General features: G+C 65.6%; 9 protein-coding genes. 4 read left to right on the forward strand and 5 right to left on the reverse strand.

Annotated elements, in window-relative coordinates:
- Window positions 1–799: 799 nt before the first annotated feature.
- Window positions 800–2,614 carry a translational GTPase TypA gene (typA, locus tag G3480_RS16290; RefSeq protein ID WP_164654952.1) on the forward strand — a complete coding sequence of 605 codons (1,815 nt, stop codon included), beginning with the start codon at window positions 800–802 and terminating at the stop codon, window positions 2,612–2,614.
- Window positions 2,615–2,942: 328 nt separating this feature from the next.
- On the opposite strand, the gene G3480_RS16295 is transcribed toward typA, so the two are convergent.
- Window positions 2,943–4,268 (reverse strand): ABC1 kinase family protein, encoded by a 1,326-nt coding sequence (locus tag G3480_RS16295; RefSeq protein WP_164654953.1) that lies wholly within the window; start codon window positions 4,266–4,268, stop codon window positions 2,943–2,945.
- Between the two features lie 838 nt (window positions 4,269–5,106).
- Between G3480_RS16295 and G3480_RS16300 the strand changes: the two genes are divergently transcribed.
- The 3 genes from G3480_RS16300 to G3480_RS16310 all read left to right on the forward strand — a co-directional run bounded on the left by G3480_RS16300 (window position 5,107) and on the right by G3480_RS16310 (window position 7,112).
- Window positions 5,107–5,724, forward strand: coding sequence for a histidine phosphatase family protein (locus tag G3480_RS16300; protein WP_164654954.1), 618 nt, complete (start codon window positions 5,107–5,109; stop codon window positions 5,722–5,724).
- Between the two features lie 473 nt (window positions 5,725–6,197).
- Window positions 6,198–6,554: a tRNA (N6-threonylcarbamoyladenosine(37)-N6)-methyltransferase TrmO gene (gene tsaA / locus G3480_RS16305; protein ID WP_240905866.1), complete on the forward strand. Its 357-nt coding sequence runs from the start codon at window positions 6,198–6,200 to the stop codon at window positions 6,552–6,554.
- Between the two features lie 120 nt (window positions 6,555–6,674).
- Window positions 6,675–7,112: a bacteriohemerythrin gene (locus G3480_RS16310; RefSeq protein WP_164654956.1), complete on the forward strand. Its 438-nt coding sequence runs from the start codon at window positions 6,675–6,677 to the stop codon at window positions 7,110–7,112.
- A gap of 91 nt (window positions 7,113–7,203) precedes the next feature.
- Here the strand turns inward: G3480_RS16310 and G3480_RS16315 are convergent, their stop codons facing one another.
- The 4 genes from G3480_RS16315 to G3480_RS16330 all read right to left on the reverse strand — a co-directional run bounded on the left by G3480_RS16315 (window position 7,204) and on the right by G3480_RS16330 (window position 14,231).
- Window positions 7,204–8,121, reverse strand: a complete 918-nt coding sequence (locus G3480_RS16315) for a DUF4351 domain-containing protein (protein WP_164654957.1) — start codon at window positions 8,119–8,121, stop codon at window positions 7,204–7,206.
- Between the two features lie 94 nt (window positions 8,122–8,215).
- On the reverse strand, window positions 8,216–10,297 hold the full coding sequence (gene recD, locus G3480_RS16320) for an exodeoxyribonuclease V subunit alpha (protein ID WP_164654958.1): 2,082 nt from the start codon (window positions 10,295–10,297) through the stop codon (window positions 8,216–8,218).
- A complete protein-coding gene (recB, locus tag G3480_RS16325) occupies window positions 10,294–14,040 on the reverse strand; it encodes an exodeoxyribonuclease V subunit beta (RefSeq protein ID WP_164654959.1) in 3,747 nt (1,248 codons plus the stop codon). Before recB ends, recD begins: the two co-directional genes overlap by 4 nt.
- Window positions 14,037–14,231, reverse strand: a complete 195-nt coding sequence (locus G3480_RS16330; RefSeq protein ID WP_164654960.1) for a hypothetical protein — start codon at window positions 14,229–14,231, stop codon at window positions 14,037–14,039. The genes recB and G3480_RS16330 overlap by 4 nt, the downstream gene beginning before the upstream one ends.
- Between the last annotated feature and the right edge of the window lie 296 nt (window positions 14,232–14,527).

Raw genomic sequence — 14,527 nt, forward strand, 5'->3', positions numbered from 1 at the left:
GCTCTTATACTTCTTATGTCCGAGGGTGGCGGTAAGTGAACTGGCTTGGCGCCGAGTGGCGTAGCGATCGCCGCGGTTGGGTCCGCAGTCTGTCCTCCGCGCTTATGCTGTGCCTTTTCCGGTGCGAGCGCAACCCTTTGCAACCTTATGATTATATTGATTTATAGGGATATTCGACGAGCCAATGGGCAAGGGCGCCGTCGTGCCGGGCTCGCCATCCAAGCCAGGCAGGCGCCTGTGGCGACGACAGCGCGGCCTTGCGCTGCCCATGCACTCTAAATCGCATTTGTTCACAAGTGTCAACACCCGCCAGAAGGGCGCGGGCAACCGCGGAAGGCAGCCTTGCCTCGCCGGCGCTGAGAAAAATAAGTGATTGAAAAATAACTTTTTTCATGAGCGATCAAAATTTGTGCATTTTGTTTCGAGCCCAAGCACCACGCGCGCTCCGGGCCATTCCTCAGAACTTGTGCACATAGTTATCCACAGCTTCTGTGAGCATCTTGGAAAACTCTTTCGAAGGCGATGTGTTACAGCGAAATGGAGATAAGAAGTCGGAGCATTGACGGCTAAATCCTCTCTCCGGAACCGATGGGCGCTGATCGTCGCGCGCTCGCGGCACAAACCAGCCCCGCACACGGCCGACGCAAGCCACACAGTCGTCATCATATTCGGTATATACTTAGCGGCTGGCCACATCCGGGCGAATCGTCCAGGCACAGGGCCAGCACCCCACTCTTTATTTCCAGTCCGAGCCGGCCGAGGTTGGCCCGCGCTGCTATTTCCCCGGAGCCCTGCCGCCGTGATCGAGACCCTTCGCAACATCGCCATCATCGCGCACGTCGATCATGGCAAGACCACACTGGTGGACAAGCTCCTACAGCAGTCCGGCACCCTGGGTGAGCGCTTCGGGCCGGTCGAGCGCGTGATGGACTCCAACGCCCTGGAGAAGGAGCGCGGCATCACCATCCTCTCCAAGAACACCGCCATCCGCTGGAACGACTACCGCATCAACATCGTCGACACCCCCGGCCACGCCGACTTCGGCGGCGAGGTGGAGCGCGTGCTGTCCATGGTCGACTCCGTGCTCCTGCTGGTCGACGCCCAAGAAGGCCCCATGCCGCAAACGCGCTTCGTCACCAGCAAGGCCTTCGCCCACGGCCTGCGTCCCATCGTCGTCGTCAACAAGATCGACCGCCCGGGCGCCCGTCCGGATTGGGTCATCGACCAGGTCTTCGACCTCTTCGACCGCCTCGGCGCCACTGACGAGCAGCTCGACTTCCCCATCGTCTACGCCTCCGCCATCAACGGCTATGCCGGGCTGGACAGCGAGGTCCGCGAGGGTGACATGACGCCCGTCTTCGAGGCCATCGTCGAGCACTGCCCGGCCCCCGAGGTCGACCCGGAAGCCCCTTTCCAAATGCAAGTCTCGACGCTGGACTACAGCTCCTATGTCGGGGCCATCGCCGTCGGCCGCATCCGCCACGGCAGCATCCGGCCCAACCAGCAGATCGTCGTCCTCAAGCACGATGGGGAGCGGCACAAGGCCAAAATCGGCCTGGTCTACGGCTACCTGGGGCTGGAGCGCCACGAGGTTCAGGTGGCCACCGCCGGGGACATCGTCGCCCTGACCGGCATCGAGGCACCGAACGTCTCGGACACCCTCTGCGACCCCGAGCACGTGCATGCCCTGCCCGCGCTGACCGTTGACGAGCCGACCGTGACCATGACCTTCCAGGTCAACACCTCGCCCTTCGCCGGCAAGGACGGCAAGTACCTGACGTCTCGTCAGCTCAAGGACCGACTCGAGCGCGAACTCATCCACAACGTCGCACTGCGCGTCGAGGAAGGCAACGACCCCGAGAAGTTTCGCGTCTCCGGCCGGGGCGAGCTGCATCTGTCCATCCTGCTCGAGAACATGCGTCGCGAGGGCTTCGAAATGGCCGTCTCGCGCCCCGAGGTCATCTTCCGCGAGATCGACGGTCAGATTTGCGAGCCCTACGAGCAGCTCACCGTCGACTTAGACGAGTCCTCTCAGGGGTCGATCATGCAGGCGCTCGGCGAGCGCCGCGGTGAACTCAAGGACATGGTGCCGGACGGCAAGGGACGGGTCCGGCTCGACTATGAGATCCCCTCGCGCGGGCTCATCGGCTTCCAGACCGAGTTCATGTCCCTGACCTCGGGCACCGGTCTGAAATACCACGTCTTCGACCGCTACCGCCCCGCCAACATGGGCGGCATCGCGCCACGGCGTAACGGCGCGCTGATCGCTAACGCGACCGGCAAGGCGCTCGGCTACGCGCTCTTCAACCTCCAGGAGCGCGGCCGCATGATGGTCGCCCCCGGCGAAGAGGTCTACGAGGGCCAGGTCGTGGGCATCCACTCCCGCGACAACGACCTGACCGTCAACCCGCTCAAGGCCAAGCAGCTCACCAACATCCGCGCCGCCGGCTCGGACGAGAACATCCTGCTCACCCCGCCGGTGAGGTTCACGCTGGAGCAGGCGCTGGAGTTCATCGAAGACGACGAACTGGTCGAGATCACCCCCAGCGCCATCCGGGTCCGCAAGCGTTTCCTCAAGGAGCACGAGCGCAAGCGCGCCAATCGCAAGAGCTGACGCCCCCCGCGGGAGCGACACCTGGCCGTGACCTAGCAGGTCGCGCCGCAGGCGGCGCTCCCACCAAGCGTCACGAGGGAATTTTCAAACAGCCTCTTGCAGATAGGGTTCGAACAGATCGGGTTCGAGCAGATCGGTAGGATGGGCAAAGTCCGCGCGCTGGGCTCGCGCGCAACCTCGGCGCCAAACGGACGTGCCCATCTTGCAAGACGCTGAGCGGGGATGATGGGCACGCCCCGCGACCCTCGGCACTCCGAATCAAGCGCATCGCCAGGGCTTTGCCCATCCGGGATCGGAACTGCGGGTCTGTTATTTCCCGGAAAGCACATTACAAATAGGGTTCGAGCAGACGCGGTAGATCCACGCGCGCGCGCAGTCGGCGGCACAGCAAAAAGGCGCCCAGGAACTTGCGGTACAGAAAGACGCTGGACGGATCGGGCAACTGACTGTAGGCGCCCTCGTAGTAGAGTTGCTGCCCCTGATCGTAGATGCGCTTGAAGAGATCGGATGCGCCGAAATCATAGGGACCCTGGTGCCGCATCATTTCGCTCGACAGGCGCATGAGTTCAAGCATGCCATCGACCTGCGGGCGCTCTGTATCCTCGCGGGCGAAGCCCAGCGCGATGGCACTCTGGTACATGGCCTCGCGGTCTTCCACCATCGCCGCTCGGATCAGATCCCGATAGCCGGAGACGATGGCCGGCGGGACCGGATGAGTCGCGCCGAAATCCAGCAGTACGACGCGACCGCTGTCGGCTTGATAGAGAAAATTGCCAAAGTTCGGGTCGGTCTGCACGAGTCTGAACTCGAACAGCTCACGCAGGACAATCTCCATGACGAGGTTGGCGGCGCGATCGCGGTCGTCGCGGGTGAAGCTTGCCTCGGCCAGTTGATCGATCGCGATGCCGTCAGCGAAATCCATCGCCAGGATGCGCCCGGTGCTGAAGTCGCGATGCACTTCGGGGACGAAGTAATGGGTGCCGTCGCCGATCAAGCCGCGATAGGTCTCTAGGGCGTTGGCCTCAGCCTCATAGTCGGCTTCCTGGTGCAGCTGGCGGCGGGCCTCCTCGAGCATGGGTTTCAGGTCCATCCCCTTTGCCGACATGCCGATGGCGCGGCTGAGGAAGCCCAGATTGTCCATGTCGCTATCGATGCTCTCGCGCACGCCGGGGAACTGAATCTTCAGCGCCAGATGGCGGCCATCCGCGGTTTCCGCGCGATGCACCTGGCCAATGGATGCGGCCGCGACCGGCGTGAACGCGAAGCGCCGGAAGCGTCGATTCCAGTCCTTTCCGTATTCGCTCTCAAGTAGGGGCGCGAGTTGGCTCAGCGGCATGGGTTCAGCGCGATTGCACAGCGCGCCCAAGATGGCAGCGGCTTCGGGCGTGAGGACGTCCGATCCGTCCATGGACATCAGTTGCCCCATCTTCATCATGGCGCCGCGCATGTGTGAGAGCCGATTGGTGATGCGCTGAAAGGCCTCCGGACTCAATTGAACCCGGTCTGACGCGCCTTCGTTCCCCCGCGCGAGATCGATCAGGCCCCGCATGCCGATGCCAGCCGCGAGGTCGGTTGTCGCACGTCCTAGGTGCCAGAGGCGGTTGAGGCGCGAGCTGGGGACGGCGCGACCGCCCGTTAGAGGAGCCTGTGTCATGGCGGTTCCTGAATAGATGTGGAGAATGCTCATCGGTTGCGCTCGCGTCGCCGGGCCAGAATCCGGCGGCCAGCGTCTAAGACTCGAGCAGAGAGAGGCAAGCACCGATGGATGAGCGCAAGACTATCGACGCTCGCCGGTGAGGGGCAATGACAAAACCCTATTGCAAGACTCCGGCATTGGCCATGCCCTGGCCCAAGCGCACGGTCGGTGGGAGCGGCGCCCCGCCGCGACGGACGCGCGATCGCGGCCCGCGTGATGTCGTAAGAATCGCGCTTCGCACACCGGCCTTGATCATCCTTCGGTCCAGCTGCTGGCCATCCCTGCGTAGGCAGGGCTTCCAGCCCTGATTCTGTCAGGCCAAGATGGCCTGACTACAGCGGTCCCCGCTAATGACAAAACCCTATTGCAAGACTCCGGCATTGGCCATGCCCTGGCCCAAGCGCACGATCGGGAGGAGCGGCGCCCCGCCGCGACGGACGCGCGATCGCGGCCCGCGTGATGTCGTAAAAATCGCGCTTCGCACACTGGCCTTGATCATCCTTCGATCCAGCTGCTAGCCATCCCTGCGTAGGCAGGGCTTCCAGCCCTGATTCTGTCAGGCCAAGATGGCCTGACTACAGCGGTCCCCGTTAACTTCAAGACACTCTTAATTATCAGTCACTTGGAAATTATGTTTTCGTAGGCCCTCAGGATAAATATAATTTGAAATCAATGGTTTCTTTGTTTTCTGAGCGGGAATAGCTGGCCTGACGACGCATTCGTTGGCCGACTTGGGCGAAGGGATGGTCGAGGCCGCCACACTCATCCCCTTCAACCAAACGCACTTCCTGAGCCTATGACGACAGTGACCCGACTCTGCGTAACCCGCCACGGCGAGACGGACTGGAACAACAGTGGAATCTTGCAGGGGTGGACTGATGTGCCGCTGAATGATCAGGGTCGGGAGCAATCCCATGCACTGGCGCAGGCGCTCGGCGGTGCCGGTTTTCAGCAGCTTTGCTCGAGTCCGCTGGGGCGCTCTTTGGAAACCGCAGAGATCGTCGCGGCGGATTTGGGACTGCCGCCGCCCAAGGTTTATGACGGATTGAAGGAGCGGCATTTCGGGGACGTCCAAGGCATGCCGAAGGCCGAGCTGCTCCTCACGCATCCAGGTCTGCACCAAGAGATTCTGCGGCGCAACCCGGCCTGCGACTTCGCGGGTGGCGAGACCATGGATGCATTCGCGGATCGGGTCATGGAGGCGCTGGAATTGATCGCCGAGGACTATCCTGGCTCGCAAACGCTGGTCATCACCCACGGCTGGGTCATGGACGTCATCACCCGCCAGCTGCGCGGTCTGCCGCGCGCGGCTATCCTCAATATGAAGCGCCGCAACGGCGAGTCGCTCTGGTTGGAGCGGCTGCCGGGCGCGGACTTGAGCGAGGTGCCGAGCCCCTTGCAGCAGGGCCGCTAAGTGGTGCCCCTTGAGATTCGGGAATCCGCGCGAGGGGAAGGCGAATGAACCCAAGACGATCAGTTGAACCGCAACGATCAATCGAACCGGAAAGCGCGCGAAGCGCATCAAGGATTTCGATGCCTCGTCTCAGCGCCAAGGCTAACCTTCTAGCTAGGCTTCGCCTCAGACCGACGAGTCATGCCATCGGGATCGGGATCGTCGGTTCGATCCCGATAGCGATCCCGACGGCCTTGGATGGTCGGACGCTTCATCGAAATTTGACTCATCTACAAGCATTTTGCGCCCTCAAGGATTCTAGGTGAAGCGGCCGGCGAACCAACCTCCTGTTTTTCTTTTCGTTCTTCGCGCCTTGGCGGCTCCAAGTGCCGAATCATAGGATGAAGGCTCGGTTCCGCAGACTCGCGCGGCCATGGCTCATCGCCGTTGCGCTCGCAGGCGCTGCGACCGGAGGAAGCGCCCAAGTGTTTGAGATGAAGCCGATCGGCTGGGTGAGGAAAGCGCAGGGCCAGACCAGCATCCAGATCGCACCTGAGTACCAAGATGCCCTCTTGGGTGTGGAGGAGCTTGAATTCATCTGGGTGCTCTACTGGCTCGACCGCAACGACTCGCCGGAGCAGCGCGCCATGCTGCAGGTACATCCCAGGGGAAACCCCGCCAATCCGCTGAAGGGCGTGTTCGCGACCCGAGCCCCGGTACGGCCGAATCTCATCGGCCTGAGCCGCTGCCGCGTGCTCTCGGTTCAGGGCACTGTCATCCTCATCGACACCATCGATGCCTTCCCGGACACGCCGGTCATCGACATCAAGCCGTATCGAGACGGGCGCTGAGCCGACACAGGTCGAAGCGCCGATGAGACCTATGACACAAAAGCAAGAGCCACCGCTTGGGAACGCATCTGCGGGCGTGATAGCGTGAAGGGATCCTGATCAAAATTCGTTTGGAAGGCAATGAGCTACTGGTCTTGGGATTCATCTCTCTCCGTTGGTGTCGAGGTCATTGATGGCCAACACCGCCGCATCCTGGATTACATCAATGAGCTGGACGTCGCCAGATCGAGCAATGACAGGGAGAAGGTCTCAGAGGTGCTCATGGGGCTGGTGGACTACACCCGCACCCATTTCGCCTTCGAAGAGGACATGATGAAACAGGCGGGCTATCCGCTGTCCGTTTCGCACAAACGCGTGCACGACGCCTTCGTCGCCCACATCGACAACTACGCTGTTCAGCATGAAAGCGGCAAAGACGTGACCCGCAAGCTCATGTCCGAGCTGCAGATCTGGCTCACCAACCACATCCAGAATGACGACCGCGACTACGCGCCCTACGCCTCGAAGATCCTCAACAAGAGCTGGCTGACACGCACCTTGGGCAAGTTCTTCGGGTAGGCGCTGCCAGCCATCCCGATATCAGGACAGAAGTTGCCTCCCGATGGTAGGGGGTGTGTCCGAACGAGCGTCTGCCGCAGCGCGGCGCTCGCTAGTGCAGCACTTCGTCGAGCGAAGTCGCGGTCAGCACCCGCTCGGACCATTCGAGCAGGGTCGACTCGTTGGCCTGGGCGATCCGGACCTGCGCCGCCTCGGGTAGCTCGCCGAATCTGAGGCGCAGCAGCCGCGCCAAGATCCGTGCCTCGCCTTGTTGCATGCCCTGCTGCATGCCTTGTTGCATGCCTTGTTGCATGCCCTGCTGCATACCTTCTTCACGAAAACGTTCGGCGAATCGGCTCATGGTCTGTGCCTCGTCGGGGTAGTCCCGTGCGTATTGCGTGCGTTCATTATCGTCAAGGGCGGCATAGATGTCGATGAAATCCAGGTACTTGAGCCGTTTCTCGGGATCGGGTTCCAGGGCCGTGAGACCGCGCACGGCCTGGGCGTAGACCTCGACCCGACGCTCGGGTGGATAGGACATGTTGGGCAGCGTGAGACGGGCGACCAGGTTGTCGCTGTCGCGGTAGTCCTCGAAGGTCAGCTCGGCCAGCGCGCGACGCAGGTAGTGGAAGTCGAGATAGACGTGGCGCTCGCCGCCCAGGCGCAGCTGCATGGCAACGCCGCTGGCCGCGCGCAGGAAGATCACGACCGGCACCACACGCTGAGTGTCGAACAGCTCGGCCAGATCCAGGCAGTAATGGGCGAGGCGATGGATGGAGAAGCGCCGCGCGTCGCTCTCCTCTTCGAGCACGAACAGGATCGCCTCGCGCCGCCCATCCGGCCACTCGACCAGCAGCGGCACGTCGAGTTCGCGAAAGCGCTCGCCCAAGCGCTCCTGCAACTGCTCCTGGCGCACCGGGAGGATGCGCACATCACTCCCGAGGTCACTCGCCTCGGCCGCGGCGAAGAAGGCGAGCGCCGCGCGCGGGTAGTCGAGGATGAGATTCTTGAAATTCTGATCGTGGGACATGGGGCTATCCGGGCACGAGACGTGATCGAAGAATTGTCTTCGCTCCACGGGCGCATCGCAAAGCCCACGACGCCGGTCATGGGCCGGAGTCGCTTCAGTCCAGGACCCCGCCGGCAATGCCGCTCATCCGCCGCACCTGCCGTTCGAGCGCATCCCGCAACACCTCATCACGGCTGTAGAGCAGGGTGAAGGTCTCCTTGGAGCGTGTGATTGCCGTGTAGACCAGCTCGCGCGTCAGCACGGGGTTGGGTGCGTCCGGCAGCACCAGCGCCGTGTGCGCGAACTCTGACCCTTGCGATTTGTGCACGGTCATGGCAAAGACGGTCTCCGCCGCCTGCAGGCGGCTCGGCAGCACCCAACGGATGCCGCCCGAACCGTCGCCGGTCGGGAAGGCCACGCGCAGCACCCGCTGCGGCGCGCCGCCGTCGCGGCGAACGGGCACCGCCAGGGTGAGACCGATGTCGCCGTTCATCAGCCTCAGCCCGTAGTCGTTGCGCGTGACGAGCACGGGCCGTCCAGGAAACCACTGGCCGCGGCCCTCGGGCGCCCCGACGAGGATGTCGAGCGCCCGGGCATTCAATCCGTCCACGCCCCAGGGGCCCTGCCGCAGCGCGGTGAGTAGCTGGAAGCGGCCGTGGGCATCCAGTACCGTCCGCGCCCAGTCGTCCAGCGCCGCCTGGTCGGCGGCGTCGCCGGGGTCACGGCTGGCCATCACTTCCAGATAGCCCCGATAGCCTTCCCGCAGGAGGTCGTCGAGCGCGGCATCCTGCTCGCCACGCAAGTGAAGGGCCTGGATCCTGCCAAGCGAGGCGTCCTGCTTTGCCCTGCCGCGAGGGTTGAGCAGCTGAAGCGCGGCGCCGAACCGATCCGTGACGACCTGGCGGTCCAACACGCCCTCGTTGACGACCTGCGCCAGGGCGCCGATGCCGCCTTCCGGCCGGAAGCGATAGCTCCTGCGCAGCATGGCGATGCACTGATCCAGCGCTCGCCCCTCAGGGTCCCTCAGCTCCGCGTCGATGCGCTCGCCGGTCACCCGCTCCAGCCAGGCGCAGGTCTCCGGCCGGTAGTGACCACCGCGCGCGCGCTGGCAGAGGTCACCCAGCACGGCGCCAGCCTCGACGGAGGCGAGCTGGTCCTTGTCGCCGAGGAGGATGAGCCGGGCATCCGGCCGCAGGGCGTCGAGCAGATTGGCCATCATCTCCACGTCGACCATGGAGGCCTCGTCGACCACGACCAGGTCTGCCGTCAGCGGATTGCCGGCATGGTGGCGGAAGTGTCGGCTGTCCGGGATGGGGCCGAGCAGACGATGGAGCGTGGTCACCTCGGTCGGGATCTGGCCGCGCATCTGCTCGCCCTGCGGCAGCGCGCCGAAGGGCAGGCTGGCGACGCGCGCGGCGATGGACTCGTTCAGGCGGGCGGCGGCCTTGCCGGTCGGCGCGGCCAGACGGATGCGCAGCGCGGGCTCGCCACGCCCCAAGGCCAGCCCCTGCAGCACGGCGAGCAGGCGCACGACGGTGGTCGTCTTGCCGGTGCCGGGTCCGCCGGTGATGATGGCGAAGGCGCTGCGCGCGGCCAGCGCGCAGGCCAGCTGTTGCCAGCTATCGACGTTGGCCTCCTCGCCGAAGACCAGCGCCAGCAGTCCGCACAGCGCCTCTTCGGGCATGGTGACGGGCCGGCGAAGCCGCTCCGCGATGCCCTGCCGGATCCGGGTCTCGTAGCGCCAGTAGCGAGAGAGATAGAGCAACGGACGCTCGCGGCTGCCGGCCAGGACCAGGGGCGTGACGGGATCCGGCGGATGCGCTTCGCCGCCCTGCTCCAGGTCTTGCACATTCGTCACGGCGGGGCTCTGCGTCAGACGTTGCGCCCAATCCTGAGCCGTCCATCCGGCCAGCAAACCGACGAGTTCGGCGCGCACCTGGGGGCTGAGCATGGCGTCGTCGCGCAACCGGGTGAGCAGGTCGTCCGGATGCGCCAGAGCGGCCGCGAGGTCGAGACAGACGTGCCCGTGGCCATTACGCTCGCTCACCAGGGCGACGGCGAGGAGCACGGCGGCGTCCGCTTCCGGACCCTGCTCATGGATGAACCCGGCCAGGGCCAGATCGAGCGGACGCAGGGCGCCGGCATCCACCCAGGGCCGCAGGCGGGTCAGGAGTGCGGTTGCGGCTAAGGTCTTCATAGTACGCCCTCCTCCGCGCCGCGAGACGGACCGGCGAACATCCTGTCCAGCGCCTCGATCAGCATCCGTGGGGGCTTGTCCATGAAGAGCCCCTGACTCTCGGCATAGCCGCCGCGCAGAAAGACATAGACGGCGCCGCCGATGTGTCGGTCATAGTCATAGTCCGGCAGGCGCGCCTTGAGCTGACGGTGCAGGGCGAGCAGGTAGAGGACGTACTGCAGCTCATAGCGCGCATGCAGCATGGCGCCACGCATCGCCTCCTGGCTGTAGGCGGCGTCCTCCGACCCCAGCCAGTTCGACTTCCAGTCCACGACATAGAATCGGCCATCGTGCTCGAAGACGAGGTCGATGAAGCCCTTGAGCATGCCGTTGATGTGATGCCCGCCGAGCAGCGGCCTCGGCTGTCCGACCAGGACATGCTGCTGGACGAGCCGATCCAAGGCACCCAGGTCCACGGCGCGACTCTCCAGCCAGAATTCCATCTCCACCTGCACCTGTCTCGGCGACAGGTCGCGCAGCGCCAGCCTAGGCGGGCTGCCGCCGTCGCTAGCGAGGCCGTGCAGGATCCATTCGCGCGTCAGGAAATCCTCCAGCCAGGCGTCCAGCGGATCGATCCACTCGGTCAGTCGACGCAGGTTGCAGCGTTGCCCGAGCATCTCGCGCCTCAGGGCGCGCGCCTGCACGGCGGCGGCGAAGCCGCGCAGACGCCGCCCCTCGGCGTCTGTCGCGACCGGCGTCGCGGCCCACTCCAGGATGCCGTGCAGGAAGGTACCGTAGCGGCTGCCGCGCGGCAGCGCATGCAAGTGCTTGTCCGGGTAGAGCCGGACAGCGCCGGTCGCGGGCGGCGATGCGGCCGTCTCTTCGAAGGTGGTCTCCTGAACCGCCGTGTCCGCCGAGGGCGCGGGTGCCTGAGCCGATGCATCGACACCGAGCGTAGGCGACGGCAGGGTCTGTCGCGTCAGGGCGGAGTAGCTGGTGATCCACCAGGGCGCGCGGCGCAGCTCGGGCGCAGCGCGGGCGGGCGCGAGCTGCTGCTGGGCATCAGCCTCATAGCGATCGGGGTCGACCTGCGGGAGATCGATGACGCTCAGGCAGGACAGCCCGCGCACGCGGGCGCCTAGATCAGAACCGTCCGAGTTCAGCAGATAGGCCAGCGCGGAACCCGCGAAGTTCGGCGCGGGCGCGAGCCCTAGCCAATTGGCATAGCGCGCCCGCGTCAGGGCGACGTAGAGCTTGCGCAAGTCCTCGCCCAGACGCTCCTCGTCCGCCTGGGCGAGGATGTCATCGTCCCCGCTGAGGTGGATCTGCAAGCGCTTGTCCGCGTCGTGCGTCTTCAGCGGCAGATCGCCGGCCTTGGCGGCGCGGGAGTTGGCGATGAAGGGCAGGAACACCAGTGGATACTCCAGCCCCTTGGACTTGTGGATGGTCACGACCCGCACCAGACGCTCGTCACTCTCCAGACGCAGCTGCTGGGCCTCCGGCGCCTCGTCGTCCGCTGCGGCCCGAGACTCCTCCAGATAGCGCACCAGGGCCAGCTCGCCATCGAGCTGATCGCTTGCGGACTGCAGCAGCTCACCCAGGTGCAGCAGGTCGGTCAGTTCGCGCTCCCCGCCTGGGGTGCGCAGCAGGCGAGCGGCCACCTGGAAGTCCGCGAGCAGGCGATAGAGCAGCGGCAAGGCCCCTTGACGCCGCCACAGCGCGTGATAGGTGCGGAACAGCTCGCCCTGCTCCTCCCAATAGAGTTCGTCGCAGTTGAGACGATCCAGCTCCGCCAGGGTCAACCCCAGCAGGCGTGTCGCCAGGGCCTGCCGCAGCAGCCACTCGTCCAGTGGATTGGCGATGGCCCGCAGCAGGATGACCAGCTCGCCGGCGACGGCGGTCGCGAACACATTGCTGCGTTCGGAGAGATAGACACTCGCCACGCCCAGCCGCGCAAGCTGACCGCGCACCAGTTCAGCCTCGCCGCGATTGTTGACCAGGACGGCGAGGTCGCTCGGGCGCAGGCGGCGCTCCCCGCCTTCGCCGTCGGGCAGACGGGCGCGGTCCTCCTGCCCCTGCCGCAGCAGCCGCGCGATCTCCCTGGCCGCGGCCTCCGCCATCAGCTCGCCGTAGTGTCCTTTGGTGATGTCGTCCTCGACCAGCCAGACCTGGAGCGGCGCGCAGGGCTGACCATCGAGGAGGAGCGTGCCTTGGGCGTCCTTACGCGGTTGTACGGCGTAAAAGGGCACCGGGTTGTCCTCGCCCTGGCGAAACAGGAAGGCACCCCGGCCGGCACCCTGCTCGCCGAGCTGGAAGAGCGCGTTGACCGCCGTGATGAGGGCCGCGGAGGAGCGGTAGTTGGTGTCCAGCGTGTAGTGCCGCTGTTCGGTGTCCGCCCGCGCGATCAGGTAGGTGTAGATATCCGCGCCCCTGAACCCATAGATGGCCTGCTTGGGGTCGCCGATCATGAAGAAACCGGTCTCCGGGTCCGCGTCACGGACCCGATAGATGCTGTCGAAGATGCGGTACTGGAGCGGATCCGTGTCCTGGAATTCATCGACCAGGGCGACCGGGAACTGCCGGCGGATCGAGTCCGCGAGCCGTTCGCCGCGCTCCGAACAAAGCGCCTGATCCAGCCGGATCAGGAGGTCATTCTGAGTCAAGAGGGCCTGACGCCGCTTCTCCGTCTCCAGACGCGCCCGGACCCAGTGGACCGCGTGGGTCAACAGCTCGGCATAGGGCTCGGGGAGATCGTCCAGCTCCTCATGGAGCTGCTCCAGCGCGCGGCAGGCGGGATGCTCGGCCGGGGCCTCGGCCGGGTCGAGCCAGACCTCGGCGATCGCAAGCGAGGACATGCGCCGCCAGGATTTCCCGTCCTTGGCGAAGAAGTCCGGCGCGACCTGCTCCGGCGACGCCATCCATTGCCGCAGCCCTTGCAGCACGCCCGCGCGATGACCGCGATTGAGACTGCTCTGCTTGAACGCCTTGACTGCGGCGGCCTGATCGAACAGCTGCTCCAAGGCGTCCGCGTGCGCCTGCTCTGACCACTGCGCCTTGAGCGCCTGGACGCGGCTGTCTTTGGCGGCCCGACAGTCGCGAATGACCGTCTCCGGCGGGTCCGCCTGCGGCAGACGATCGGCATAGGGCAGCAGGCGCCGCAGGGCCTCGACCAGGTTGGCCGGCGTCTCCCAGTAGCCCCGCACCAGCGCCAGGTCGTCCCGGCCCATGCTCAGATAGAAGCTGCGCCAATAGTCCTCCGTCGCCTGTTGCAGCAGGTCGCCATCGCTGTTCTCGAGCTGCTGATCGAAGGCATTGCCGCTATCGAAGGCATGCTCGCGCAGCATGCGGTAGCACCAGGCGTGGATGGTGGAGATGGCGGCCTCGTCCATCCACTCCGCGGCGCATTCGAGCTGACGCGCGCCGCCTATGGTCGCCTCGGCGCTCAGCTCGTCGCGCAACTGGAGCAGCAGGGGGTCGGCATCCGCGTCCGCGACCTGGCCGCGAAAGACGGCCGCCGCCTCGACCAGACGGCGGCGGATGCGGTCGCGCAACTCATCGGTCGCGGCATTGGTGAAGGTCACCACCAGGATCTCCGGCGGCAGCAAGGCGCGACTGAAGGCGTGCTCCTCGCCGTGCTGCAGGATGAGGCGCAGATAGAGCATGGCCAGGGTGAAGGTCTTGCCCGTGCCGGCGCTGGCCTCGATGAGGCGCGAGCCCTGGAGCGGAAAACGCAGCGGGTCGAGACTCTGAATTGAGGTCGTCATTGGCTGCGCCCTCCCTCTGCTTGGGCATGGAGCCCGCGATTCCAGTTGGCAAGACTTCCGCCCCTTGACTCCAGGACAGTACCCTGGGAGCGGCGCCCCGCCGCGACGGCCGGCGCCTGCCTGGGCTCGTCGCGCGGGGGCGGCGCCCCCACGGGCGTGGTGCTGATGTCGAGATGCAGCGGTACGCTCATTCGCCGCGCCCTCCCTGTGCCTTGACGGCCGCGTGCAGCGCGGCGTGGAGTTGGGCATAGAGCCTGTGGGTCCAGTGAGCAAAATCCCCGGAGGGTTCTGGCTCCGAGCCTCCAGGGTGGGAGCGGCGCCCCCCCCCCCCCGCCGGCGCCGGCGGGGGGCCCGGGCCCCCGGGGGGGGGGCCCCCCCCGGGGGGGGGGGGGGGGGGGGGTGTGTGGGGGGGGGCGGCCGGGCGATCCGATTCAGGCGCCCCCCGTCGCCGCCCCCTCAACCACCAGCGCGCGCAGCGTGGCGAGCG

This window comes from Thiorhodococcus mannitoliphagus (genome assembly GCF_010915725.1).
Lineage (GTDB): Bacteria > Pseudomonadota > Gammaproteobacteria > Chromatiales > Chromatiaceae > Thiorhodococcus > Thiorhodococcus mannitoliphagus.

Bases quoted from the DNA above. Each gene is read 5' to 3' on its own strand.
- G3480_RS16295 (WP_164654953.1), bottom strand. From the start codon at position 4,268: ATGACACAGGCTCCTCTAACGGGCGGTCGCGCCGTCCCCAGCTCGCGC.
- G3480_RS16300 (WP_164654954.1), top strand. From the start codon at position 5,107: ATGACGACAGTGACCCGACTCTGCGTAACCCGCCACGGCGAGACGGAC.
- tsaA (WP_240905866.1), top strand. From the start codon at position 6,198: ATGAAGCCGATCGGCTGGGTGAGGAAAGCGCAGGGCCAGACCAGCATC.
- G3480_RS16310 (WP_164654956.1), top strand. From the start codon at position 6,675: ATGAGCTACTGGTCTTGGGATTCATCTCTCTCCGTTGGTGTCGAGGTC.
- G3480_RS16315 (WP_164654957.1), bottom strand. From the start codon at position 8,121: ATGTCCCACGATCAGAATTTCAAGAATCTCATCCTCGACTACCCGCGC.
- recD (WP_164654958.1), bottom strand. From the start codon at position 10,297: ATGAAGACCTTAGCCGCAACCGCACTCCTGACCCGCCTGCGGCCCTGG.
- recB (WP_164654959.1), bottom strand. From the start codon at position 14,040: ATGACGACCTCAATTCAGAGTCTCGACCCGCTGCGTTTTCCGCTCCAG.
- G3480_RS16330 (WP_164654960.1), bottom strand. From the start codon at position 14,231: ATGAGCGTACCGCTGCATCTCGACATCAGCACCACGCCCGTGGGGGCG.